The organism is Streptomyces venezuelae, assembly GCF_008642315.1.
Taxonomy (GTDB): domain Bacteria; phylum Actinomycetota; class Actinomycetes; order Streptomycetales; family Streptomycetaceae; genus Streptomyces; species Streptomyces venezuelae_D.
This window is the reverse complement of record NZ_CP029192.1, coordinates 5,078,078-5,102,647: the sequence shown is the minus strand read 5'-3', so window position 1 is coordinate 5,102,647 and position 24,570 is coordinate 5,078,078. Positions and strand designations below refer to the sequence as shown.

The 24,570-nt window shown below is 72.8% G+C and carries 23 protein-coding genes; 11 read left to right on the top strand and 12 right to left on the bottom strand.

The window, feature by feature from the left end; genetic code table 11:
• Window positions 1-8 precede the first annotated feature (8 nt).
• Both DEJ48_RS22390 and DEJ48_RS22385 read left to right on the top strand, forming a co-directional pair.
• Complete coding sequence (locus tag DEJ48_RS22390) at window positions 9-464, top strand: Zn-ribbon domain-containing OB-fold protein (protein WP_150217877.1); 456 nt, start codon at window positions 9-11, stop codon at window positions 462-464.
• A complete protein-coding gene (locus DEJ48_RS22385; RefSeq protein WP_150217876.1) occupies window positions 461-1,255 on the top strand; it encodes an enoyl-CoA hydratase/isomerase family protein in 795 nt (264 codons plus the stop codon). The genes DEJ48_RS22390 and DEJ48_RS22385 overlap by 4 nt, the downstream gene beginning before the upstream one ends.
• A 36-nt stretch (window positions 1,256-1,291) precedes the next feature.
• Here the strand turns inward: DEJ48_RS22385 and DEJ48_RS22380 are convergent, their stop codons facing one another.
• Together DEJ48_RS22380 and DEJ48_RS22375 are read right to left on the bottom strand one after the other, a co-directional pair.
• Window positions 1,292-3,682 carry a serine/threonine-protein kinase gene (locus tag DEJ48_RS22380; protein ID WP_150217875.1) on the bottom strand — a complete coding sequence of 797 codons (2,391 nt, stop codon included), beginning with the start codon at window positions 3,680-3,682 and terminating at the stop codon, window positions 1,292-1,294.
• A 182-nt stretch (window positions 3,683-3,864) separates the two neighbouring features.
• A complete protein-coding gene (locus tag DEJ48_RS22375; RefSeq protein ID WP_150217874.1) occupies window positions 3,865-4,692 on the bottom strand; it encodes a VOC family protein in 828 nt (275 codons plus the stop codon).
• A 191-nt stretch (window positions 4,693-4,883) separates the two neighbouring features.
• On the opposite strand from DEJ48_RS22375, the gene DEJ48_RS22370 reads away from it, so the two are divergent.
• Entirely contained in the window at window positions 4,884-5,531 is a 648-nt protein-coding gene (locus DEJ48_RS22370; protein ID WP_150217873.1) for a TetR family transcriptional regulator, read from the top strand.
• A 91-nt stretch (window positions 5,532-5,622) separates the two neighbouring features.
• On the opposite strand, the gene DEJ48_RS22365 is transcribed toward DEJ48_RS22370, so the two are convergent.
• Together DEJ48_RS22365 and DEJ48_RS22360 are read right to left on the bottom strand one after the other, a co-directional pair.
• The gene (locus DEJ48_RS22365; protein WP_150217872.1) at window positions 5,623-6,099 is read right to left on the bottom strand and encodes a nitroreductase/quinone reductase family protein; all 477 of its coding nucleotides are present in this window, start codon (window positions 6,097-6,099) and stop codon (window positions 5,623-5,625) included.
• Window positions 6,099-7,388, bottom strand: coding sequence for an acyl-CoA dehydrogenase family protein (locus tag DEJ48_RS22360; RefSeq protein ID WP_150217871.1), 1,290 nt, complete (start codon window positions 7,386-7,388; stop codon window positions 6,099-6,101). Before DEJ48_RS22360 ends, DEJ48_RS22365 begins: the two co-directional genes overlap by 1 nt.
• 152 nt (window positions 7,389-7,540) lie before the next feature.
• Between DEJ48_RS22360 and DEJ48_RS22355 the strand changes: the two genes are divergently transcribed.
• Entirely contained in the window at window positions 7,541-8,722 is a 1,182-nt protein-coding gene (locus DEJ48_RS22355; RefSeq protein ID WP_150217870.1) for a thiolase C-terminal domain-containing protein, read from the top strand.
• Here DEJ48_RS22355 and DEJ48_RS22350 read toward each other — a convergent pair.
• Together DEJ48_RS22350 and DEJ48_RS22345 are read right to left on the bottom strand one after the other, a co-directional pair.
• The gene (locus DEJ48_RS22350) at window positions 8,696-8,953 is read right to left on the bottom strand and encodes a DUF397 domain-containing protein (protein WP_150217869.1); all 258 of its coding nucleotides are present in this window, start codon (window positions 8,951-8,953) and stop codon (window positions 8,696-8,698) included. The two genes, DEJ48_RS22355 and DEJ48_RS22350, sit on opposite strands and share 27 nt — an antisense overlap.
• Window positions 8,950-9,789: a helix-turn-helix transcriptional regulator gene (locus tag DEJ48_RS22345; protein WP_150217868.1), complete on the bottom strand. Its 840-nt coding sequence runs from the start codon at window positions 9,787-9,789 to the stop codon at window positions 8,950-8,952. The genes DEJ48_RS22350 and DEJ48_RS22345 overlap by 4 nt, the downstream gene beginning before the upstream one ends.
• 89 nt (window positions 9,790-9,878) lie before the next feature.
• On the opposite strand from DEJ48_RS22345, the gene DEJ48_RS22340 reads away from it, so the two are divergent.
• Entirely contained in the window at window positions 9,879-10,286 is a 408-nt protein-coding gene (locus tag DEJ48_RS22340) for a hypothetical protein (protein ID WP_150217867.1), read from the top strand.
• A 35-nt stretch (window positions 10,287-10,321) separates the two neighbouring features.
• Window positions 10,322-11,014 carry a pyridoxal 5'-phosphate synthase gene (locus tag DEJ48_RS22335; protein ID WP_150217866.1) on the top strand — a complete coding sequence of 231 codons (693 nt, stop codon included), beginning with the start codon at window positions 10,322-10,324 and terminating at the stop codon, window positions 11,012-11,014.
• Here DEJ48_RS22335 and DEJ48_RS22330 read toward each other — a convergent pair.
• On the bottom strand, window positions 10,992-11,912 hold the full coding sequence (locus DEJ48_RS22330) for a GNAT family N-acetyltransferase (protein WP_223832151.1): 921 nt from the start codon (window positions 11,910-11,912) through the stop codon (window positions 10,992-10,994). The two genes, DEJ48_RS22335 and DEJ48_RS22330, sit on opposite strands and share 23 nt — an antisense overlap.
• Before the next feature lie 156 nt (window positions 11,913-12,068).
• Window positions 12,069-12,539, bottom strand: a complete 471-nt coding sequence (locus tag DEJ48_RS22325; protein ID WP_150217864.1) for a Zn-ribbon domain-containing OB-fold protein — start codon at window positions 12,537-12,539, stop codon at window positions 12,069-12,071.
• A 264-nt stretch (window positions 12,540-12,803) separates the two neighbouring features.
• Here DEJ48_RS22325 and DEJ48_RS22320 point away from each other — a divergent pair, with 264 nt between their 5' ends.
• The 4 genes from DEJ48_RS22320 (at window position 12,804) to DEJ48_RS22300 (ending at window position 18,421) form a co-directional block, all read left to right on the top strand.
• Window positions 12,804-13,961 (top strand): flavin-containing monooxygenase, encoded by a 1,158-nt coding sequence (locus DEJ48_RS22320; protein ID WP_150217863.1) that lies wholly within the window; start codon window positions 12,804-12,806, stop codon window positions 13,959-13,961.
• Between the two features lie 373 nt (window positions 13,962-14,334).
• Window positions 14,335-16,560 (top strand): acetate--CoA ligase family protein, encoded by a 2,226-nt coding sequence (locus DEJ48_RS22315; protein WP_150217862.1) that lies wholly within the window; start codon window positions 14,335-14,337, stop codon window positions 16,558-16,560.
• Window positions 16,561-16,771: 211 nt separating this feature from the next.
• Window positions 16,772-17,650, top strand: a complete 879-nt coding sequence (locus DEJ48_RS22305) for an enoyl-CoA hydratase/isomerase family protein (protein WP_150217860.1) — start codon at window positions 16,772-16,774, stop codon at window positions 17,648-17,650.
• Window positions 17,651-17,806: 156 nt separating this feature from the next.
• The gene (locus tag DEJ48_RS22300; RefSeq protein ID WP_223832150.1) at window positions 17,807-18,421 is read left to right on the top strand and encodes a flavin reductase family protein; all 615 of its coding nucleotides are present in this window, start codon (window positions 17,807-17,809) and stop codon (window positions 18,419-18,421) included.
• Here DEJ48_RS22300 and DEJ48_RS22295 read toward each other — a convergent pair.
• Window positions 18,411-19,748 carry an MFS transporter gene (locus DEJ48_RS22295; protein ID WP_150217858.1) on the bottom strand — a complete coding sequence of 446 codons (1,338 nt, stop codon included), beginning with the start codon at window positions 19,746-19,748 and terminating at the stop codon, window positions 18,411-18,413. The two genes, DEJ48_RS22300 and DEJ48_RS22295, sit on opposite strands and share 11 nt — an antisense overlap.
• A gap of 70 nt (window positions 19,749-19,818) precedes the next feature.
• On the opposite strand from DEJ48_RS22295, the gene DEJ48_RS22290 reads away from it, so the two are divergent.
• Complete coding sequence (locus DEJ48_RS22290) at window positions 19,819-20,838, top strand: GlxA family transcriptional regulator (RefSeq protein WP_150217857.1); 1,020 nt, start codon at window positions 19,819-19,821, stop codon at window positions 20,836-20,838.
• On the opposite strand, the gene DEJ48_RS22285 is transcribed toward DEJ48_RS22290, so the two are convergent.
• The 3 genes from DEJ48_RS22285 to DEJ48_RS22275 form a co-directional block, all read right to left on the bottom strand.
• A complete protein-coding gene (locus DEJ48_RS22285) occupies window positions 20,782-22,017 on the bottom strand; it encodes an MFS transporter (RefSeq protein ID WP_150217856.1) in 1,236 nt (411 codons plus the stop codon). The two genes, DEJ48_RS22290 and DEJ48_RS22285, sit on opposite strands and share 57 nt — an antisense overlap.
• A 129-nt stretch (window positions 22,018-22,146) precedes the next feature.
• Window positions 22,147-23,196 (bottom strand): alcohol dehydrogenase catalytic domain-containing protein, encoded by a 1,050-nt coding sequence (locus tag DEJ48_RS22280; protein ID WP_150217855.1) that lies wholly within the window; start codon window positions 23,194-23,196, stop codon window positions 22,147-22,149.
• Between the two features lie 10 nt (window positions 23,197-23,206).
• Window positions 23,207-24,526, bottom strand: coding sequence for an acyl-CoA dehydrogenase family protein (locus tag DEJ48_RS22275; protein WP_150217854.1), 1,320 nt, complete (start codon window positions 24,524-24,526; stop codon window positions 23,207-23,209).
• Window positions 24,527-24,570: the final 44 nt, after the last annotated feature.

Below are 24,570 nucleotides of genomic sequence, written 5' to 3'. Positions count from 1 at the left end.
AAGAGACGATGGCAGACGCGACGGCAAAGACGGAACCCCTCCTGACGCCCACGCAGGACGAAGACGGCGCCCCCTTCTGGACCTACGCCGCTCAAGGCGAACTACGGATCCAAGCCTGCACCCCGTGCGGCGAACTCCGCTTCCCACCCCGCCCCTGCTGCCCCCACTGCCAGTCCTTCGACAGCGACTGGCGCCGCATGAGCGGACGCGGCCGCATCTGGTCGTACGTCTTCCCGCACCCCCCGCTCCTCCCCGCCTACGCCGAGCAGGCCCCCTACAACGCGATCATCGTCGAGCTCGCCGACGCCCCGCCGATCCGCCTCGTCGGCAACCTCGTCGCGGCCCCGGACGCGCCCCTGGACTCCGTCGCCCCGGAACGGCTGCGCATCGGCGCGAAGGTGCAGGCCGTCTTCGCGGAGGTCGCCGGAACCGTGGTCCCGCGCTGGATCCTGGAGCGCCCATGACCACCCCGGCCGGGGCCGGCGCCCTGCGCACGGACGTCGACAAGGACACGGGTGTCGCGGTCCTGACCCTGGACCGCCCGGAGCGCCACAACGCGATCGACGTACGGACGGCGGACGAACTGGCCGCGACCTGGCGCCGCTTCCGGTTCGACGACACCGTACGGGCGGTCGTCGTGACCGGCGCGGGCGAGAAGGCGTTCTGCACCGGCATCGACCGGGCCACGGACGTCCCGCAGCCCGCCTCCCCGTACACGATCGACGACCCGCTCCTCACCATCGGCCCGAAGGCCAACGACCTGTGGAAGCCGGTGATCGCGGCCGTCAACGGCATGGCGTGCGGCGGCGCCTTCTACCTCATCGGGGAGTGCGAGTTCGTCGTGGCGGACGAGCACGCCGCGTTCTTCGATCCGCACACCACGTACGGGATGGTCAGCGCGTACGAGACGATCCACATGGCGCAGCGCATGCCGTTCGGCGAGGTCGCGAGGATGGCGCTGATGGGCACGGCCGAGCGGGTCTCCGCCCGGCGCGCGTACGAGACGGGCCTGGTCTCCGAGCTGACGCCGTCGGGCGGCGCACTGTCCGCGGCCGTCCACGCCGCCGAGACCATCGCCTCGTACCCCACGGAGGCGGTGCAGGGCACCGTACGGGCCGTCTGGTCGGCGAAGGAGGCGGCCCGCACGCAGGCTCTCGCGCACGCGCCCCACCTGATCGCCCTCGGCAATCTGCCGTCGGACCGGCAGGCGGAGCTGTTCGAGCACCGCAGGAGCGGCGGCTTCCGCACGCGGTGAGCCCGGCGGAGGGAGCCGGGGCGGGAGGACTGGGGACTACGCCTTGGGCGACGTCCCCGTCCCCCGCTCCGCGTCCAGCGCGTACACGCACCGGTCCTTGCTGCACGCGTACACCACGCCGTCCCGCACCACGGGCGCTCCCGTGATCTCGCCGCCGGTGGCGAGCTTCCAGCGGAGGCGGCCGTCGTCCGCCTTCAGGGTGTACAGCAGGTGGTCCGTGGAGCCGAAGTGGATGCGCCGGTCGGCGACGACGGGCGTGCCGACGACCTCGCCGCCCGCCTGGAACCGCCACTTCGGCGTGCCCGTGACCGCGTCGAGGGTGTAGAGCCCCTTGCCGCTGCCCACGTGGACGTGGCCGTCGGCGACGAGGACCGGCTCGATGGAGGAGCGGGACTCCGTGGCGATGCGCCAGCGGTCGCGGCCGTCCGTCGCGTCGAGGGCGTACACCGTGCCGAGGTAGTCGGCGAGGTACACGCCGCCGCCCGTCACGGCGGGCCCGGGTGCGAAGGCGGGCGGGCAGAGGAAGGCGGCGGGCGCCTCGAAGTGCCAGCGGACGTGGCCCCCGGCGACGTCGATCGCGAGGACGCGGCTGCCCGCGGCCACGTACACGTATCCGTCCTGCGCCTGGGTGAGCCGCACGGGCACGCCCCCGCAGGAGGCCGCGTCGCCCACGGGGTACGACCAGCGTTCCTCGCCGGTGCGTGCCTCCAGGGCCCGCAGCCTGGCGTCCTTCCAGACGTACACCGTGCCGTCGCAGACGCGGGGCCCGGCCTCCGGCGTCTCGAAGTCGGTTTGCGCGCCGGTGATCTCCCAGAGCTTCTCGCCGTTGACGGCCTCCCAGGCCTGGACGCCACCGCCCCGGGTGCCGGTGACGACGGTGCCGCGGTCGGCCTGGAGCGAGTACACCCAGGCGTCGGTCGGCAGTCGCCACAGGTCGGAGCCGTCGGCCCCGTCCAGGGCGTAGAGGGTGGGCCCGTCGGAGGCGTGGACGCGGCCGTCGGCGACCGCCATGGACCAGGCGACGTCGCGCGTCTTGAAGCTGCGGCGTCCTGTGCCGACGTCCAGGGCGTGGACCTCGAAGGACGTGACGTAGACCAGGTTGCCCGCGACGGCGGGGGTGCCCCACACGTCGTTGGACATGCGGAAGCGCCAGGGCCGCCACGTGGCGCCCGCGTCGGGGGCCGGGGCGGGCGCGGGGACCGCGGGGGCGGCCGGGTCGACGCCGTTGGCCGCGGCGCGGTGGGCGGACGAGCGGGACCAGGAACCGGCGAGCCCGGGGTCGGCGGGCACGGCGGCGGAGCGTGCGCCGGCCACTCGCGGCCCGGGGCCGATCGGCACCTTCGCCCCGGCCAGCCGCACGGGCCCCGCGTCGGGCGTGACCGCGAAGGGCTGGGACGGCTGGTGCGGGGGCTGCGGCGGGGGCGGCGGCGCGGTGGCGGGTACGGCGGACACCTGCGCCGCGGCGGGGGCGGCGCCCCGGCCACCGCTGCGGCCCGCGCCGGCGGGGACGCGGGCGGGCGGGCGGCCGCCCCTGCGGGCCTCGATGAGCGCGACGGCCCGCTCCGGCAGCCAGGCGGACGCCGTGCCGCTGTCGTCGTTGTCGCCGCTCTCGGAGGCGAAGAGGTGCGGGGCGAGCTGGGACTGGAGGTCGCCGGGGGTGGGGCGGAGCGCGGCCTCCATCTGCATGCAGGACTCGATGAGGGGGCGCAGCTCGGCGGGCAGCCCTTCGAGGTCGGGGCCCTCCCTGAGCAGCATGAAGACGGTCTCGACGGGGTTGGCGCCGTGGAATGGCGCGTGCCCGGTGGCGGCGAAGACGAGGGTGGAGCCGAGCGAGAAGACGTCGCTCGCGCCGGTCACGCTGCGCGAGTCCTTCGCCTGCTCGGGCGACATGTACGCGGGCGTGCCCACGGCGACGTTCGTCATGGTCAGCCGGGTGTTGGAGACGCCGGACGCGATACCGAAGTCGATGACGCGCGGCCCGTCCTCGACGACGAGGACGTTGGACGGCTTGAGGTCACGGTGGACCAGGCCCGCGCCGTGGATGGACTCCAGGGCCTCGGCCACGCCTGCCGCCAGCCAGCGCACCGCCTGGGTGGGCAGCGGCCCGTGTTCATTCACTATTTCTTCGAGGGAGGGCGCGGGGACGTACGCCGTGGCGAGCCAGGGCACGGCGGCCCGCGGATCGGCGTCCACCACGGCTGCCGTATAGAAACCGGACACGGCGCGGGCCGCCTCGACCTCGCGCGTGAAGCGGACGCGGAACAGCTGGTCCTCGGCGAGCTCGGTCCGCACCGTCTTGATCGCCACGCGCCGTCCCGACGCGGAACGCGCGAGATAGACCAGGCCCATGCCACCGGCGCCCAGCCTGCCGAGGACCTCGAACGGGCCGATCCGCCTCGGATCGTGCTGCGTCAGCTGATCCACCACTTGCCCTGCCACCTCCCCGTACGCGGCCGCCGAAGAAGACAGCCCCGTGCAGCGTCTCACCACCGAGCCGCTACGGCGGCACGCACCCTGATTCTTCCTGTCCGAGGCGACGGTTGCGAACCCGGGGCGGGATCGGGGTGTCTACGGACAAAACCCCGCCTCCGGGCCTCCGGGACGGCCGCTCAGCCCTGAAGGACCGCGAACGTCGCCCCTTGATTGTCCGTGAACACCGCGATCCGACCGTACGGGGTGTCGGCCGGAGGGGTGCGCACGCGCCCGCCGAGGCGGGTCACCGCGGCGGCGCTGGCGTCGGCGTCGGCCACGTTGAAGTAGACGAGGAAGTGCGCGGGCATCCGCGCGGGAACGTACCGGTCGGCGACGGGGACGGCCGGGGAGAGCCCGGCCAGGAGGCTGCGTCCGCCGACCGCGGTGTCGGGGCCCGGCTCGGTGCCCGCGGGCGACCAGATGCGGAAGTCCTCGCCGTCGAGGTCCAGGTCGAGGCCGCCGTATCCGAAGACGCGCTCGTAGAACGGGTCGACCAGGTCCTTGTCCCGGGAGTACACCTCGGTCCAGCAGTACGAACCGGGCTTCCCCTGCTTCCCGAAGCCCTGGTGCGTCCCGGCCTGCCAGAGCCCGAAGACGGCGCCCTCGGGGTCCGCGGCGAGGCCCATGGACCCGAAGGGCCCCACCTGCATGACGTCCGTGATCATCGAGCCGCCCGCGCCCTTGATCCGCTCGGCGAGCGCGGCGGCGTCGGGGCTGGCCAGGTACACCGTCCATACGGTGGGCATGCGGCCGTCGGCCTTGGGGGCGAGCGCGGCGACGGGGAGGCCGTCGCCGTACGCCTGGGTGTAGTGCCCGTACTCCGGCCCGGAACCCGTGCCGAAAGTCCACCCGAAGAGCTCACCGTAGAACCGCTTGCCGCCCTCCACGTCGGGCAGCATGGCGTCGGCCCAGCAGGGCACGCCCTCCGCGTATCCGCCCCCTGTGTTCCGCTCCGCGTAGTCCATGCAAGTCAAGCTAACGGCCCGCCCCGGTCCCCGCAGCGCAGAAAATCGAACGCTTGGCTTATTTTCATGGGGCGCGCACGGGGGTGTCCGGCGGGGCTCGGCCGACCGCTCCATCCGCCCCACTCACGCGCCTCAACCCCATTTGCACTCGGCCGAATCGCGCTCCGATCACCCCTCGGTAAGCTGACGGCATGACAGGACAGGTACGTACCGTCGACGGCCGCGTGGCCGGTCGGCGCGGTCAGGCGACGCGTCAGAAGCTGCTCGACTGCCTCAGCGAGATGCTCAGCTCCTCGCCCTACCGGGACGTCAAAGTCATCGACGTCGCCCGGAAGGCGGGGACTTCACCCGCGACCTTCTACCAGTACTTCCCCGATGTCGAGGGCGCCGTCCTGGAGATCGCGGAGCAAATGGCCGCGGAGGGCGCCGAGTTGACCCAGCTCCTCGACGGGCGCTCGTGGGTCGGCAAGGCGGGGTGGCAGACATCCCAGGACCTGGTGGAGGGCTTCCTCGACTTCTGGCGCAAGAACGACGCGATCCTCCGCGTCGTCGACCTGGGCGCCGCCGAGGGCGACAAGCGCTTCTACAAGATCAGGATGAAGATCCTCAACTCGGTCAACAACTCCCTTACGGACACCGTCAAGGAGCTCCAGGCCAAGGGCAAGGTCGACAAGGACATCAGCCCCACGGCGATGGCGGGCTCCCTGGTCGCGATGCTCGCGGCGGTCGCCTCCCACCAGCGGGGCTTCCAGACGTGGGGCGTGAAGCAGACCGAACTGAAGCCGAATCTGGCGATGTTGGTACATCTGGGCGTAACGGGCAAGAAGCCGACGAAGTAGCCCAAGGGGCTCCTTTCCGAGCCCCTTCCCGGTCCTGTCAGCCCGACGGCGGATCACTTCGGTGATCCGCCGTTGTGGTCGGGACCCGCGCTCAACCCCGGCGTTCCAGCCGGAACAGCCGTATCTCCCGCTCCACCCGGGACTGATACGCGGCGTACGGCGGCCAGAACCTCAGCGCCGCCTCCCAGACCTCGGCCCGCTCCTCCCCCGCCAGGAGCCGCGCCCGCACGGGCACGTCGATGGCCCGCCAGCTCACCTCGGCATCGGGGTTGGCCAGCAGATTGGCGGTCCACGCGGGATGCCCCGGGCGTCCGAAATTGGACCCGACCAGCACCCAGCTCTGCCCGCCCTCCTCCGGCATGCAGGCCAGCGGCGTGCGCCTCGCGAGGCCGCTTTTCGCGCCGCGCGCGGTCAGGATGACGCCGGGCAGCATCCGCGCGCTGGGCAGCACCTTGCCCCGGGTGAGACGGTGCACGGCCCTGTCCATGGCGGGAATGAAGTGCGGCGCGACCTTGGCGAAGGCGCGGGTGGACGACACCTTCTGCACGAGCCGCAGCCCCGGCGGCATCAGACGACCTCCTCGACCGCGGCGGCCTCGGTGGCCTCGGCAGGCTCACCGGACGCACCGGACGCACAGGACTCACCGGACGCACCGGTCTCGGCGGGCCCGAAAAGCCCGGCCCGCTCCGCCGCCCGCGCCCGCAGCCGGTGCACAGGACCGAAGAGGAGGTCGTCGCCGGACGCCCGCTTGAAGTACAGGTGCGCCTCGTGCTCCCAGGTGAACCCGATGCCGCCGTGCAGCTGCACCGCTTCGGACGCGGCGGTCCGCAGCGCGTCGAGCCCCTGCGCGAGCGCGAGCCCGCCGGCCCGCTCGGCGCCCTGGCCGCCGAACCCGGCGGCCTCGGCGCCCGCGGCCCACGCCGCGTAGTAGGCGGCGGACCGCGCCGCCTGCACCTGCACGTACACGTCGGCGAGCCGGTGCTTGACCGCCTGGAAGGACCCGATCGCGCGCCCGAACTGCTCGCGCTGCCGCACGTACTCGACGGTGCGCTCCAGAGCGCGCTCGGCCGCCCCGACGGCCTCGGCGGCGACGACGGTGGCCGCGACGTCCCCGACGGCGGCGAGCGCGGCGGGCACGTCGGCGTCATCGCTCCCCAGCAACTCGGCCTCCACGTCGCGCAGTTCGACGCGGGCCTGCGTGCGGGTCTCGTCGAGGGAGGTCTGCCGGGCCCGCACCATGCCGGGCGCCCCCTCGCGCACGAGGAAGAGGAGCGTACGGGAGCGGGCGAAGCCGCCCGCGTGCGCGGCGACCACGAGCAGCCCCGCGCTGTGCCCGTCGATGACCTGCTCGGCCTGCCCGTACAACCGCCACGTTCCGTCGGCGGTCCGCGCCTGCACACCGCCCGCGCGGCCGCCGCCCGCCCAGTCGCCGCGATTGTCGCCGGTGAGCCCGAGGGCCGTGGCGAGGCCGGCGCCGGGGACGGCGAGGGCGGCGGTCAGCTCTCCGGCGGCGATGCGGGGCAGGTGGGCGGCGCGCTGCCCGGCGGTGCCGAGGGCGAGGATGAGCGGGGCGGCGAGTACGGCGGTGGCGAGGAGCGGGGTCGGCGCGAGGGCGCGCCCCAGTTCCTCGACGCCGAGGGCGAGCTCCGCGGCCGTGCAGCCCACGCCGCCGCACGCCTCGGGCAGCGCGAGGCCGGGCAGCCCGAGCTGTTCGGCGAGGGCGGTCCACAGGGCGGTGTCGTGGCCGTCCGGCGTGCGCACGGCCGCTTTGACCTCGTCGGGCCCGCACCGCTTGGAGATCACTTCGCGAAGGGTGCGGCGGATCTCGCCCTGCTCCGCGCTGAAGGCGGCATCCATCGGCAGGCTCCTCCCCGGGGGCCCGGGCACGGCGGCCCGGGTTCCAGATCTGACGGGCCGTCATGTTAAGGCGGTGGCGCCGATATGCACAGAGTGTGGACGGTGACCGGACCCCTCTCGCCGGGACGGGTATCTGATGTACCGTCAGATTCATGTCATCTGCCACCCGCTCCGGCTCCACCCGCAAGGTCGCCGTCGTCGGTGTCGCCCTCTCGGACTGCGGGCGGGTCGACGAGGCCACGCCGTACGCACTGCACGCCCAGGCGGCCCGTCGCGCGCTCGCCGACTCCGGCCTCGCCCGCGACGTCATCGACGGCATCGCGTCGGCGGGTCTCGGCACGCTGGCCCCGGTGGAGGTCGCCGAGTACCTCGGCCTGCGTCCCCGCTGGGTGGACTCGACCTCGGTGGGCGGCGCCACCTGGGAGGTCATGGCGGCGCACGCGGCGGACGCGATAGCGGCGGGCCACGCGAACGCCGTGCTCCTCGTCTACGGCTCGACGGCACGCGCCGACATCAAGGCGCGGCGCCGCACCTCGAACCTCTCCTTCGGCGCGCGCGGCCCGCTCCAGTTCGAGGTCCCGTACGGGCACTCCCTGATCGCCAAGTACGCGATGGCCGCGCGCCGCCACATGCACGAGTACGGCACGACGCTCGAACAGCTCGCCTCCGTCGCCGTCCAGGCACGGACGAACGCGGCGACCAACCCGGACGCGATGTTCCGCGACCCGATCACGGTCGACGAGGTCCTGGACGGCCCGATGATCGCCGACCCCTTCACGAAGCTGCACTGCTGCATACGTTCCGACGGCGGGTGCGCGGTGCTGCTCGTCGCGGAGGATTACGTGGCGGACTGCGCGTCCGAGCCGGTCTGGGTGCTCGGCGCGGGCGAGCACGTCTCGCACACGACGATGTCCGAGTGGGACGACTTCACGGTCTCCCCCGCGGCGGTCAGCGGCCGCCTCGCCTTCGAGCGGGCCGGGGTCACGCCGGGCGAGATCGATGTGGCCGAGATCTACGACGCCTTCACGTACATGACCCTGGTGACGCTGGAAGACCTCGGCTTCTGCGAGAAGGGCGAGGGGGGTCCCTTCGTGGAGAAGGGCCGCCTGCTCCGGGACGGCGGCCTGCCGACGAACACGGACGGCGGCGGCCTCTCGGCACAGCACCCCGGCATGCGGGGCCTGTTCCTCCTGGTGGAGGCGGTACGACAGCTCAGGGGGCAGGCGGGAGCGGGCCAGGTCCGCCGAGCTGACGGAACCCTGCCGGAACTGGCGGTGGCGTCGGGGACGGGCGGCTGGTTCTGCTCGTCAGGGACGGTCGTACTCGGGCGCTGAGCGCAGGAAGGTCTCCCACGCGGTCGGCGTGACCGTGAAGGTGGGGCCGCCCTCGTGGGCGGTCTTGGAGTCGCGGATGTGGATGGCGTGGGGGCAGGTGGCTACCTCTACGCACGCGCCGCCTTCGTTGTCGCTGTAACTCGACTTGCGCCAGGTGTAGGCGACTTCGATGCACGTGCCGCCTTCGTTACTGCTGTAGCTGCTCTTGAACCACGCCAGCTCGGCGTTCATAGCTGTCCCACCATTCTCTCGATCAGTTCCGCAGACGCCCGCGGCGTAAGTGCCTGTGCCCGCAAGGCGCCGAAGCGGTCGATGAGTTGATTGACCTCCAGTGGATTCGAGATCAACCTACCGCTGATCTGACCGTCGTCGTAGGCGAAGTTACGGCCTTCAGCTGTGCTTAGCAGGTTGGTTGTCCCGTGTAGCCCCGCGTGTTCACGCGTATTCGTCGGCATGATCTGCACCTTCAGGTGGTGCATTGCACGAACACACTCCAGCACATGAAGCAGCTGCAACCTCAGCACCTCTCGACCGCCGACAGGACGCTTGAGGACAGACTCCTCGATCACATAACCGATCATCGCCGGCGGCGTACGGGTCAGCAGCGCCTGCCGTTCCAGTCGGCCCATCACGTCCTTCTCGATCCGGTCCCCAGTCAGCTGCGGCACGCGCTCCTCGTACAGCGCGCGGATGTAGTCCTCCGTCTGCAACAAGCCCGGGAAGACCATGGTCTCGTACGCGCTGACGCTCGCCGCCGACTTCTCCAGCCGCACCCACCCCACAAACGTGGGCGGATACTTCTCCTCCTCCATCAGTGGGATGCAGGACTTCAGCGCGCCCCGCGCGTCCAGCACCGAGTCCGCGTCGTCCAAGTAGTTGGACGTCGGAATCCGCTCGGCCCGCTCGTACGCGCCCGCCAGGGACTCCGACACCAGGAGCCGCCCGGCGACATCCTTGCGGGACATCCCCGACCGCTCCCGGAAGTTCCTCAGCAGGCCTCCGACCAGCCGCCTCGCCGGGGACGGCACGGCCGTGTCCGTCCGCTCGGTCGTCGCCTTCTCACCCATCACCACAACGCCACCGCCCTCTCCACGCCCTGCCGATGTGTCCCCTGCGCCTCTGGTCACGCTACGCAGTCACCCCGAACCTCGTAGTCATGACGACAGAACGCACCCCTGATTGGGTACCCGCCTCCGGCCTCCAACTTCGTCTCACCGGCGTACACTTCGACGCCATCCGGGTCAGAGGCGTACGCGGGGAGGCCGTCCTGCACCACCTCGCCACACTCACGGAGGGCGACCCCGGCCCCGTCATCCGCGAGGTGTCGGGGGGCCGCTGGAACTACTTCCTGCTGGCGCCGGGGACGAGCAAGGACTTCGACTGGCCGCCGGGGGCCACGTGTCTCGGGCCCGCCGCACGGGACCAGTACGTCGGCGTCCCGGCGCCGCACGGCAACACCTTTCCCCTGAGCTGGCGGTGCGGACCGCCACAGGAGGGAGTGTTCGTGGACGGCGAGCTGCTGCACGGCGTACTGATGGCGCAGCTGGTCGGAGAACCGGAGTGAACGAAGTCGTCAGCGGCCCGCGCCACAATCGACGCATGACTTCACCCGCGCCCCAGCAGGAAACCTTCCGTACGCTGCTCCGGTCGCAGAAGGTCTGGGACACCGAGCTCCCCGCCTTCGACGCGGCACGCGACCCCGCACGCGCCCCGGCCGAGCCGCTGCCCCTCTTCCACGCGTGGTTCGCGGAGGCGGTGGCCGCCGGGCAGCCCGAGCCGCACACGATGCAGCTGGCGACGGTCGCCGAGGACGGCGGTCCTGACGTACGGACGGTGATGCTGCACGACGCGGACGGGCATGGCTGGCACTTCGCCACGCACGCGAGCAGCGTGAAGGGCCGCCAGCTCGCGGCCCGCCCGGAGGCCGCCCTGCACTTCTACTGGGCGGCGCAGGGCCGCCAGATCCGGGTCAGGGGCGCGGTCACCATTGCACCGCACGCCGAGAGCCTCGCCGACCTGCACGCCCGGTCGACCGGCGCGCTGGCGGCGGCGCTGGTCGGACGACAGAGCGACGTGCTCGGGTCGTACGAGGAGTTGGAGGCGTCGTCCGCGGCCGCCTGGGAGCGCGCGCGGGCGGAGCCGGACGCGGACGCGCCGACGTGGACGCTGTACGTCCTCGACCCCGTGGAGGTTGAGTTCTTCCAGGGGGACGCGCGCCGCCGCCACGTACGGCTCCGGTACCGGAGGGGCGAGGAAGGCGACGGCTGGGTCAGGGAGTTGCTGTGGCCGTGAAGTCCCGCCGGGTGAAGTCCCACTGGGCGAAGTCCCCGACCGGCCGGTAGCCGAGGCGCTGGTAGAGGCGGTTGCTCGTCGGGTTGGCCAGGTCCGTGAAGAGCAGGACCTCCACCGCGCCCGCGTCGAGGGCGGCCCGGGTGACCGCGACGGTGGCGGCGCCGCCGTAGCCGCGGCCCCGGAGGTCGGCGGGGGTGTAGACGGGGGCGACGCGGACCTGGCCCGCGACGCGCCGCGTGGCGCCGGCCATGGCGACCGGTGTGCCGTCGGGGGTTTCCCAGACGGTGGCGCCTCCGTAGACGATGCGGGAGTCTGCCCACGCGTGCGGCGCCATGCCGGGGCGTTCGCCGAGCGCCTCGCAGAACTCCTCGTACCAGCGCGCCAGCAGGTCGCGGTCCGCCTCCGTGGCCACGCGGTCGCGACCGGGCGGGGCGGGTTCGGGCGGGGTGAGGGTGTCGAGCCGGTACAGGCGCTGGCGCATGCCGAGGGCGGCCGAGGCCCCGGTGTGCTGCCGCCAGGACCGGGCGAACGCTTCCGCCGTGGCCCGCTCGGCGGCGACGCCGGGCAGGTCCGGGCCGAAGTCGGCGAGGAGCAGGGCGAGGGAGTCGGCGGCCTCGGGGCCGACAGCGCTGACGGACACTCGGTGCGGAGGGGTCCACAAGAAGGCGCCGCGGACGGTGCCGTCGGCATCGGCGTACGTACCGAAGAGGGGCGCCCCCTCCCCGTACGCCTGGAGCCCCCGCTCCCGCAGCGTCTCCGTGACGCTGAGCAGCACGGTGTTCAGGGCGGGCGCGGAGTGCAGGAACTCCCCGGCGCGGACGAGGAACCCGTCGAGGTCGGTGGTCGGCCACCAGGCGGCACGCGACGGGTCCGGGGGTGTCAGGGGAGGCTTGGGCACAGGCGCCTGCGGGGCGGGCGCGGTCACAGGAGTCGCCAAGGGAGTCGTCAACGAAGTCTCTGAGGAGGACATGGGCCATGCTCCCGCACCCCTCCCGCCGCCGCCTCCGAATTACGCCCCGGCATCACGTCTTCGAATGGCCCGTCTTTCCGTCGGTCAAAGGGCGCACGGCCGGAACACGGGGACCGCCACCCCCTCCACTCCCTCCGCCGCCTCCACCGCGTTCCGGAAGGTCACGCACAGCGGCATCCCGATCCGCAACGCCCCCTCCTCACACTCGACGACCTCCGTCATCATCCGGGGCCCCTCGGCGAGGTCGACGACGGCGGCGACGTAGGGGACGCGACTGCCGAACGGCGGGAGGTCGTTGCGGTGGACGACCGACCACGTGTAGAGCGTGGCGCTGCCGCTCGCCTCCTCCCAGGAGACGTCCTCGCTCCAGCAGCGCGGGCAGAACTCGCGCGGGTAGTGGTGGGCGGCCCCGCACGCCCCGCAGCGGCGCACCAGCAACCGCCCCTCGGCGGCCGCGTCCCAGTAGGGCCGGGTGAAGGCGTCGACCTCGGGAAGGTCGAAGCGCGGCTCGACGCGCGTACTCGGCTGCTCCGTGCTCGACCTTTGCGTACTCATGAGAGGCGTCCGATCGCGGAAGGGAAGCGGATGGGAAAGAGGAAGAGGAGAGGGAGGGGAAGAGAACCGGCCAAAGCCGTGCCCGGCGCCCCGTGGTCGCCACCGACATGATCCTGACGGTACGTCAGTTCAACGTACGGGCCACCAGGTCCGCAAGAGCGCTGAGCCGCCCCGCACACACATCCCGCACACCCGTGATCAATTCGCAATCGCTTTCGGACTTGACCGTCACCCATCAAGTAATCACGCGGTTACTCTCCAGTCATGGCCGACTCGACCCCTCCGCTTACGCTCGCGCACGACCGCCCCGTGTACGTCATCGGCGGCGGCCCCGGCGGTCTCGCCACCGCGGCGGCCCTGCGCGCACGCGGTGTCCGCGCGGTCGTCCTGGAGAAGGCCGACCACGTCGGCGCCTCCTGGCGCGGCCACTACGACCGCCTCCACCTGCACACCACACGCCGCCTCTCCGCCCTGCCCGGGCTCTCCATCCCGCGGGCGTTCGGCCGCTGGGTGTCGCGCGACGACGTGGTCCGCTACCTGGAGAAGTACGCCGAGCACCACCAGCTCGACGTCGTCACCGGCGTCGAGGTGACCGGCCTGGAACGCACCGACGACGGCACCGGCTGGCTGCTGCGCGCCACCGGCGGACGGGAGCTCACGGGCAGCGCGGTGGTCGTCGCCACCGGCTACAACCACACGCCCCACCTCCCGGACTGGCCCGGCCGCGACACCTACACCGGCGAGCTCCTGCACGCCTCCGACTACCGCAACCCCCGCCCGTACACCGGCAAGGACGTCCTGGTCGTCGGCGTCGGCAACACCGGCGCCGAGATCGCCGTCGACCTCGCCGAGGGCGGCGCCGCCCGGGTCCGCCTCGCGGTGCGCACCGCCCCGCACATCGTGCGCCGCTCCACGCTGGGCTGGCCCGCCCAGCGCACCGGCATCCTGTGCCGCAGGCTGCCGGCCGCCCTGGTGGACCGCCTCGCGCGGCCCATCGCACGCGTCGGCGTACCCGACCTCACGGCACGCGGGCTGCCCCGACCCGACACCGGCCTGTACTCCCGCGCCAAGCAGGGCGCGATCCCGGTGCAGGACGTCGGCCTGATCGACGCCGTGCGCAAGGGGCGGGTCGAGCCGGTCGCGGCCGTCGAGTCGTTCGAGGACGGCAAGGTCGCCCTGGCCGACGGCACGAGGATCGCCCCCGACGTCGTCATCGCGGCGACCGGCTACCGGCGCGCCCTCGAAGGGCTCGTCGGCGACCTCGGCCTCCTCGACCCCCGCGGCCGCCCGACGCACCACGGCCGCCGCACCCCGAAGCACTCCCCCGGCCTGTACTTCACCGGCTTCACCAACCCCATCAGCGGCATGCTCCGCGAACTCGCGCGAGACGCCGAAAAGATAGCCAAGGCGATAGCCCGCTAGCGCGGGAAAGGCCGCCCGAGAGCGCGCGCCTTCAGAGGCGCGGGGAAGGCCGCCCGAAGGGCGCGCCTTCAGGGGCGCGGGGAACTGCGCGCCCAGCCCGAACCGGCCCGCACCCGAAGAGAAGTCCCCGAGCCCCCACCCACCCCTCCCCCCCTCCCCCCCAACGGGGCCCGCGGCCAATTCGCCACCTTGGCACCGCACGGATTCTGCGCTTCCGTGTACGGGACGCACGAGCACACCCACCCGCCCCGCCGCCGCAGCCCGTACAGCCTTTACGCGCAGCACCATTCCTGACGAAGCGTCAGTTCAGTAATCTGACTATGCGTCAGGTAAAGCGTCAGGTAAGTGCTGTCACACAGGAGCGGGCGGACCGATGCTTGGATCGACTCACGGCACCTTCACCACCGACCCCCGCCGCGCCCATGTTGTGGCCTGCGGCGAACTCCCTCCCAACGCCGTCCACGGCAGGGCCGTCACGGCGGACGACCTCGACGTCAGCGGCCGGCCGCTGTACGCGGGCGTACCCGACCTCGACCGCTTCTTCCGCCCCGCCTCCGTCGCCGTCGTCGGCGCGTCGGACGCCGAGGGGCGCCCCAACACCGGCATCACCCGGCAGCTCATCGCCTGGGCCGAACGCGTCGGCGCGCGCCTGCACCCCGTGCACCCCACCCGTCAGTCGGTCTTCGGCATCCCCTGCTTCCCTTCCGTCGCCGACCTGCCCGAACAGGTCGACCTGGCCGTCCTGCTGGTCGGCGACCCCCTGCCCGTCATCGAGCAACTCGCCGAGGAGAAGGTACGGTTCGCCGTCGCCTTCGCCTCCGGGTTCGCCGAGACCGGCGAGGAGGGCGCGGCCGCCCAGGAACGGCTCACGGCCGCCGTCCAGCGCTCGGGCCTCAGGCTGCTCGGCCCCAACACCAATCTGAACGCCTTCGAGAAGTTCCGCGAGGACCTCGAAGGACCCGCCATCGCGCTCATCACCCAATCCGGCCACCAGGGCCGCCCCGTCTTCACCCTCCAGGAGCTCGGCATACGCCTCTCCCACTGGGCACCCACCGGCAACGAGGCCGACCTGGAGACCGCCGACTTCATCTCCTACTTCGCCGAGCGCCCCGAGGTCGGCGCCATCGCCTGCTACGTCGAGGGCCTCAAGGACGGCCGCGCCTTCCTGCTCGCCGCCGACCGGGCGGCCCGCCGCGGGGTGCCCGTCGTCGCCGTGAAGGTCGGCCGCACCGAGACCGGCGCCCGCATGGCCGCCTCACACACCGGCAAGCTGACCGGCGCCGACACCGTGGTGGACGCGGCGATGCGGCAGTTCGGCGTGATCCGCGTCGACGGGCTCGACGAGCTCCAGGACACCTCCGCCCTCCTCGCGCGGGCCCGCAGGCCGAAGGCCGACGGCGTCGTCGTGTATTCGATCTCGGGCGGCACGGGCGCGCACTTCTCGGACCTGGCGACCGAGGCCGGCCTGTCCCTGCCCACGCTCTCCGCCGACCGGCAGGCGGAGCTCCACCAGTGGATACCCGAGTACCTGAACGTGGCCAACCCCGTCGACAACGGCGGGCACCCCGTCGGCGACTGGCGCGGGCGGAAGATCATCGACGCGATCCTGGACGAGCCGGAGGTGGGGGTGCTGATCTGCCCGATCACCGGCCCCTTCCCGCCGATGAGCGACAAGCTCGCGCAGGACCTGGCGGACGCGGCGGAGCAGACGGACAAGCTGGTGTGCGTGGTGTGGGGCTCGCCGGTCGGCACCGAGGAGGCCTACCGCACGACGCTCCTCGGCTCCTCGCGCGTCGCGACCTTCCGCACCTTCGCCAACTGCATCACGGCGGTGCGCGCCTATCTGGACCACCACCGCTTCACCGCTCACTACCGCTCGCCGTTCGACGAGGCGCCGCGCACCCCTTCCCCGTCCTTCCGCAAGGCCCAGGCCCTGATGCGGCCGGGCCAGCAGCTCAGCGAGCACGCGGCGAAGCAGCTGCTGCGTGCGTACGGGATCAGGGTGCCGCGCGAGCAGCTGGTGACCAGCGCGGCGGCGGCCGTCAGGGCGGCCGGGCTCGTCGGCTACCCGGTCGTCATGAAGGCCTCGGGGGCGCAGCTCGCGCACAAGACCGAGCTGGGCCTGGTGAAGATCGGCCTGACCTCGGCGAGCCAGGTGCGGGACGCCTACCGGGAACTCACGGACATCGCCCGCTACGAAGGCGTCGCGCTCGACGGCATTCTGGTCTGCCAGATGATCGAGCGGGGCGTCGAGATGGTCGTCGGCGTCACGCAGGACCCGCTGTTCGGGCCGACGGTGACGGTGGGGCTCGGCGGCGTACTCGTCGAGGTGCTGCGGGACGCGGCCGTGCGGGTGCCGCCCTTCGGGGAGGACCAGGCGAAGGCGATGCTGTCGGAGCTGCGCGGCCGGGCGCTGCTCGACGGGGTCAGGGGCGCGGCGCCCGCCGACATCGACGCGCTCGTCGAAGTCGTGCTGCGGGTGCAGCGGATGGCGCTTGAACTCGGGGACGACATCGCGGAGTTGGACATCAATCCGCTGATGGTGCTGCCGCGGGGGCAGGGGGCCGTCGCACTCGACGCGCTCGCCGTCTGCCAGTAGCCCACCCCCGGCGATCAGGGCCCGGACCCGGCCCCCGGACCACCACGCGCGGTTCCGGTCGGGCCGGGGCCGCACGCGCCCGCACGCCCGGCGCCGCGCATGCTCCACGTACGCACGCACGCGATCCCGCACCCGCACCCGATCACGCGCCCGCGCCCACACCCGCACCCGCACCCGCGCCCACACCCACCCGAAACGGAGCCACTCCCCCATGACCGCCTCCCCCGCCCCCGAAACCGAACCGAACACCCACGCACCCGGCCGTGCCCCCGACCCCGACCCCGCCGTCGACCCCCTCACCACATTGATACGGCACACCACTGACAACGGGGTCTCGTGGATCACGCTCAACCGTCCCGAAGCCATGAACGCCCTCACCTGGGAGCAGCGCGAACGCGTCATCGCGCTGCTCGGCGAAGCCTCCGCCGACCCCGACGTCCGGGCCGTCGTGATCACCGCTGTCGGCAAGGGCTTCTGCGCGGGCGCGGACCTGCGCGGCGCCCCCGCCACGGCCGGGCAGGAGCGCGTGGCGGGTGATGTCGCGCGCACCATCAAGCGGGGCGCCCAGCGGCTCGTATCGGCGGTCCTCGACTGCGAGAAGCCGGTGATCGCCGCGGTGAACGGCACCGCGGCGGGCATCGGCGCCCACCTCGCGTTCGCCTGCGACCTCGTCATCGCCGCCGAACACGCCAGGTTCATCGAGGTGTTCGTACGCCGCGGGCTCGTGCCGGACGGCGGCGGCGCGTATCTGCTGCCGCGGCTCATCGGCCCGCAGCGGGCCAAGGAGCTGATGTTCTTCGGCGACGCGGTGCCGGCCGCCGACGCGGAGAGGATGGGGCTCGTCAACCGCGTTGTACCGGTGGAGGAGTTGGAGAAAGCGGCACGGGAGTGGGCGGAACGCCTCGCGGTCGGCCCGACCCGCGCCATCGCCCTGACGAAACAGCTGGTCAACGCGTCCCTGGAGGCGGACCGCGCGACGGCCTTCGCGGCCGAGGCCGCGGCGCAGGAGATCAACATGACGACGGCGGACGCGAGGGAGGGCGTGGCGAGCTTCGTCGAACGCCGCACACCCACGTACCGAGGCCACTGACGCCGCGCGCACACGGTAACGCCGATGCCCCTCCAGGGGCGCGGGGAACTGCGCGCCCAGCCCCAACGGATCCGCACCCGGAAGCCGCCCCGCTGGGCAGAAGCCGCGGCCACGGGGTTCACATCTGACGCCCCGTCAGGTTCAATGGACGGCGTGATGGGACACGCAGGAATGGCGGCCACCGCTGTTCGATACCTCAGGTCGGTCGGGGCCCGCACCACGACGGCGCCCGTCGACGCCCTACCGCGCCCTCAGCTGCGCGCGGTCGGCGACGACGAGCGGGCGCCGCTCGACAGAAGCGAGTTCCGGCGCGTGCTCGGCAACTTCGCGACGGGCGTCACCGTGATCACGTCCCCGTCCGACGAGGACGGCGGACCCGCGGGCTTCGCCTGCCAGTCCTTCGCCTCGCTCTCCCTGGACCCGCCCCTGGTCTCGTTCATGGTGGCGCGTACGTCGACGACGTGGCCGCGCATCGCGCGCGCCGGTGTCTTCTGCGTCAACATCCTGGGCGCCGACCAGGGCGACCTGTGCCGGGGCTTCGCGGTGAGCGGCGCGGACAAGTTCGCCGGAGTGGCGTACGACGCGGCGCCGGTGTCCGGATCGCCGCGCCTCGCCGGGGCGCCCGCCTGGGTCGACTGCACGGTCCAGGCCGTGCACGCCGGAGGCGACCACCTCATCGTCATCGGCCGCGTGGACGCCCTCGGCGCGACCGAGGACGACGCCGACCCGCTCCTGTTCCACCGGGGAACGTTCGGCCGCTTCACCCGCTGACGGCGGCCGCCACCGGTACCGTCCGGGCCCGCCGGATCACCAGCACCATCAGCGCCGCCGCCGCGCACAGCGCCCCCGAGGCGTACCAGATCACGTCGTACGAGCCGAAGACGTCCCGCGCCACGCCGCCGAGGAACGCGACGAGACCCGCGCCCACCTGGTGCGAGGCGAGCACCCAGCCGAAGACGATCGCGCTGTCCTCGCCGTACTGCTCGCGGCAGAGCGCCAGCGTGGGCGGGACGGTGGCCACCCAGTCCAGGCCGTAGAAGACGATGAAGAAGATCATCGGCGGCCGGACGTCCGGCGCGAGCAGCATCGGCAGGAAGAGCAGCGAGACGCCGCGCAGCGCGTAATAGACGGCGAGCAGGCGCCGCGAGTCGAAGCGGTCCGTGAACCAGCCGGACGCGACCGTCCCGACGATGTCGAAGATCCCGATGACGGCGAGCAGGGAGGCCGCGGCCCGCACCCCCATGCCGTGGTCGTGCGCGGCGGGCACGAAGTGGGTCTGGATGAGCCCGTTCGTCGAGGCGCCGCAGATCGCGAAGGACCCGGCGAGCAGCCAGAACGGGCCGGTGCGAACAGCCTTGAGCAGCACGGTGATCGCACGCCGTGCCGCGCCCGGGACGGGCGGCGGCTTCGGCACGAACTCCGGCGAGCCGTACGGCTTCAGGCCGACGTCCGCCGGGTGGTCCCGCAGCAGCAGCCAGACGAACGGGACGACCGCGAGGGCGGCGAGCGCGACCGTCACGGCGGCCGGCCGCCACTTGTACGTCTCCACGATCCAGGAGAGCAGCGGCAGGAAGACCAACTGTCCTGATGCGGATGCCGCGGTGAGGATGCCGCTGACGAGCCCGCGCCGCTCGGTGAACCACCGGTTGGTGACGGTGGCCGCGAAGGCGAGCGCCATCGAGCCCGACCCGAGCCCGACGAGCAGCCCCCAGCACAGCAGCAGTTGCCACGCGGAGTTCATCCACACGGTCAGACCCGAGCCGAAAGCGATCACGACCAGCGCGACCGCGACGACCTTGCGGATGCCGAATCGGTCCATGAGCGCGGCGGCGAACGGCGCGGTGAGGCCGTACAGCGCGAGATTGACGGAGACCGCGAGGCCGACGGTGCCGCGCGACCAGCCGAAGTCCTCCTTCAGCGGGTCGAAGAGCAGCCCGGGGAGCGAACGGAACGCGGCGGCGCCGATGATCGTCACGAACGTGACGGCGGCGACGAACCATGCGCGGTGGATACGGGGAGTACGGCGCCTGGCCGCGTCCGGCGGCGTGGAGCCGCCGTCCCCGGCAGCGGGCGCGGGCGTCTCGGTTGTCTGGGTCACGTCATAAGGATCGAAAATCGTCCGCGCTCGAACGAGTGGCCCGAGGGACAGTGTTCGCTAGGATCGGGCCATGGCCGATTCAGCCGCCGACGCAGCCACCTCACCCGTCCCCGAGGGGCGCCACCGCGTCGTCGTCCTCGCCCTGGACGGCGTGATCCCCTTCGAACTGGGCATTCCGCAACGGATCTTCAAGGGGGCGCGCACTCCGGAGGGGCGACGGTTGTACGAGGTGGTGACCTGCTCGGTCCGTCCGCCGGGCCCCGTCCGCACGGACGCCGACTTCGCGATCGTCGTCGAGCACGGGCCCGAGGCGCTGGCCACCGCGGACACGGTCGTGATCCCGGCGTCGTACGAGCTGGGCCCCGTGTACGAGGAGGGCCGCCTCAGCGACGAACTCACCGCCGCCCTGGCTCACATCAGGCCGGGGACGCGCCTGATGGCCATCTGCACGGGTGGATACGTACTGGCCGCCGCGGGCCTCCTGGACGGCCGGCCCGCCACCACGCACTGGTCGTCCGCCGACCACTTCCAGCGGCTCTTCCCCCGGGTCGAGGTCGACGCCGACGTGCTGTTCATCGACGACGGCGACGTCCTCACGTCGGCGGGCGTGGCCGCGGGCATCGACCTGTGTCTCCATGTCGTACGTCGTGACCACGGCACCGCCGTCGCCAACGAGGTGGCCCGCCGTACCGTCGTACCGCCGCACAGGGACGGCGGTCAGGCCCAGTACATCCACCGCCCGCTGCCCGAACCGCAGGTGGCCACCACGCGCGCGGCACGTGCCTGGGCGCTGGGGCGGCTCGACCGGCCGTTGCAGCTGCGCGACATGGCCGCACAGGAGTCGATGTCGGTCCGCACGTTCACGCGGCGGTTCCGCGAGGAGGTGGGCGTCAGTCCCGGACAGTGGCTGACGCAGCAGCGCGTGGAGCGGGCACGGCACCTCCTCGAATCGACGGATCTCTCCGTCGACCAGGTCGCGGCGGACGCGGGCTTCGGGACGGCGCAGTCGATGCGGCAGCACCTTCAGGCCGCGCTAGGGGTCACACCGACGGCCTACCGCCGAACGTTCCGCAACGTCCCCACGCCCTGAGTCCGCCCCCGCGTCCCCCGCCGCCCCGGGCTTCACCTCCCCCGCCACCCCCACCAGCGTGAGGACGAGACCGAGCCCCACGCCCGCCAGGATCGCCGTGGACGGCGACACGACGCTCAGCAGGCCGCCGGCCAGGGACCCACTGGCCGCGTAGCCGGCGCCGACGGCCGCGTACATCACCGAGTAGCCCGCGGCGAGCGCGCTGGGCGGCAGCGCCTCGCGCAGCGACAGGTTCCGGGTCAGCATCACGCCCGCCTGCAGCACGCCGGCGGCTGCGAGCGCGACCAACAGCCAGGCCACGCCGGGCAGCACGGCGACGAGGGCGAGACATCCGGAGACGCCGAACATCAGCACCATGCTCTGTGTACGCAGCCGCCCCGGCCAGCGACGCAGCCCGTACACGAACGATCCCACCGCCGAGCCGGCCGCGAGCGCCACCAGCAGCGGGCCCGCCCAGCCGACGTCGATGCCGCGCTGCTCCAGCAGTGCGGGCAGCACGAGTTCGGCGAGCGCCAGCATCGACAGGCTCGCCGCGCCCGTCACGAACAGCGGCCAGGCCCGCGCGAGGATCCGCGTCATGGACTCACCGCCGCGGTCGTCGGCGTCCGCCTGCCACCCGGCGGGCAGCATCCAGAGCCCCGCGACGGAGCCGGTCATCAGCAGGCCCGCCAGGAGCAGCGGCAGCGCCGGGGAGACCCCCAGGGCGAGCCCCGTGACGGCGGCGGGGGCGACCGCCCAGATGGCGAACGTCAGCATCGACTCGACGGCCAGTGCCTGGGCGACGGCCGTCTCCGGCACGATGCTCGTCAACAGGGTGCGGAGGGCGCCCGGGGCGGCGGCGGGGGCGGCACCGGCGACGAAAGCGCAGGCGCCGAGTGCGATGGGGTGGGCGCCGTGCAGCACCCCGAGCCCCGCGAAGGCGAGACCACCGACCCCCAGCCCCACGGCCAGCGCGCCCCGCGCCCGCTCCGCCCGGATCCGCATGCCCAGAACCGGGGCACCGATGATCTCCCCCACGACGTACGCGGCGGCGAGCGCGGCACCGAGCACGTACCCACCGGGCCGTTCCCGTACGAGAAACACCAGCGCGAGCGGCGCCGCCGCGACGGGCATCCGCGCCCCCACGGCGACAACGCCCCACCGCACCACGTCCCATGACCTGACCGCCGAATACCCCACCCCTCGAACCTACCGACCCGCCCACCCGGGGTTCCCCTGCTTTTCCGCGTGGAGGGAGCGAAGGGGCGGGTCCCGGGGTCCCCCGCTTTTCCGCGCGGAGGGGGCGGAGGGACCCGCGAGACCCAGCTCTCAGAACGTGAGGACCCCCCGCGCCACCCTCCCCGCCTTCGCGTCCCCCACCGCCACCTCGAAGTCCTCCACCGGGTACGTCGCCGTCACCAGTTCGTCCAAGAGCAGGCGACCGTTCCTGTACAGCTCCGCGTACAGCGCGAAATCCCGCTGCGGGCGCGAACTCCCGTACCGGCAGCCCAGAATCGACTTGTCCAGGAACATCGACGCGACCACGAACGACGCCTCCGCCGTCGCCCCCGGCATCCCCAACAGCACGGCCTGGCCATGCCGGTCCAGGAGATCCACCGCCTCCCGCACCAGCTCGACCCGCCCCACGCACTCGAACGCGTGGTCCACCCCGTGGGGCAACACCTCCCGCGCCCCCTCCGTCGACGCGAAGAAGTGCGTCGCACCGAAGCGCCGTGCCACCGCCTCCTTCTCCGGATTGGCGTCGACCGCGACGATCACCCCCGCCCCCGCGATCCGCGCCCCCTGCAACACGTTGAGCCCGATCCCGCCCGTACCGATCACCACCACCGAGTCGCCCCGGTCGACCTTCGCCCGGTTCAGCGCCGCGCCCACCCCCGTCACGACGGCGCACCCGATCAGCGCCGCGGAGGTCAGCGGAATGTCGTCCGGGATCTTGACCGCCTGCACGCCCTTCACGATCGTTCGTTCCGCGAAGGACGAGTTCGCCGCGAACTGGTAGACCGGTTTGCCGCCGCGCGTGAACGGCTGGTCGGGCGTCCCGATGGCCTTCCGGCACATCGTCGGCCGGCCCCGATGGCACTCCCCGCACGTGCCGCAGTTGGCGATCGTGGACAGCGCCACGTGGTCCCCGGGCGCCACGTGCACCACCCCGGCCCCCACCGCCTCGACGACACCCGCGCCCTCGTGCCCGAGCACCACCGGCGGCGGAAACGGAATGGTCCCGTCGATCACCGACAGGTCGCTGTGGCACAGCCCGGCCGCCGCCACCGCGACCAGCACCTCCCCGGGCCCCGGAGCACGTATCTCCAGATCGTCGACGACCTCGACCCGCGCCCCGTCGAAGACAACGCCCCTCATCCCGCACCCCTCACCGAGGCCCCCTGGCCTCTCTCGGCAGACCGAGCACGCGCTCGGCGATGATGTTCCGCTGCACTTCGTCCGAGCCGCCGTACACGGTGTCGGCACGGCTGAACAGGAACAGCCGTTGCAGAGGGTCGAGTTCATAAGGAGCATCCACACACCAGTCGCGCGGCCCGACCGCCGCCGACGCCCCCCGTACGGCCATCGCCAGCTCCCCGAGCCGCTGATGCCACCGCCCCCAGAGCAACTTGGCCACACTGGGCGAGCCGACCCCGACGACGCCCGCCGCCCCCACACCGGCACCCGCACCCGCACCCGCACTGCCCAACGTCCGCAACGCGTTCCACCGCATCACCCGCAGCTCCCCCCACTGCCGCACCAGCCGATCCCGCACCACCGGGTCGTCCACCGCCCCGCCGGCCACGGCCTCCCGTACGACCGCCGCCAGCTCCTCCGCGAACCCGATCTGCTGCACCAGCGTGGACACGCCCCGCTCGAAGCCGAGGAGCCCCATGGCGACCCGCCACCCGTTGCCGACGCCGCCCACCACATGGGCCGCACGCGCGCGTGCACCGTCGAAGAAGACCTCGTTGAACTCGCTCGTCCCGGTCAGCTGCCGGATGGGCCGGACCTCGACACGCCCCGGCTGGTCCATGGGCACGAGCAGGAACGACAACCCCTCGTGGGGCCGCGTCCCGCCCCCCGTACGCGCCAGCACGAAGCACCAGTCCGCCTCGTGCGCCAGCGACGTCCAGATCTTCTGTCCGGTCACCAGGAAGTCGCCCGCGTCGTCCCGCTCCGCCCGCGTCCGCACCCCCGCGAGATCGGACCCGGCCCCGGGCTCGCTGTACCCCTGGCACCACAGCGTCTCACCCCGCGCGATCGGCGGCAGGAACTCGTCCCGCTGCTCCCGGCTCCCGTACGCGAGGAGCGTCGGGGCGAGCAGGTTCTCGCCGATGTGCCCGTACCGCCCGGGCGCCCGCACGCGCGCGTACTCCTCGGCCCAGACCACCTGCTGGGTCAAGGTGGCCCGCCGGTTCCCATACGCACCCACACACCCACCGGCACTGGCACTGGCACCGGCACCGGCAGGCGCTCCGGCTCCGGCACCAGCACCGGAGCCCGCCCCCGCATCCCAGCCGAGCCCGATCCACCCCCCGCGCCCCAACTCCCGTTCCCAGGCCCGCCGCTGCGCACCGCCCTCGTGCTCGCTGCCGGGCCCGCCCCGCCCCACCGCGGCGGCGAACTCCCCGGTGAGGTGCTCCGCGAGCCACGCCCGCGCCTCCGCCCGGAACGCCTCGTCCTCGGCCCCGAACCCGAACTCCATCAGCCCACCACCCTCCCACCACCCCAGCCGAGCCCAGTCCGGCC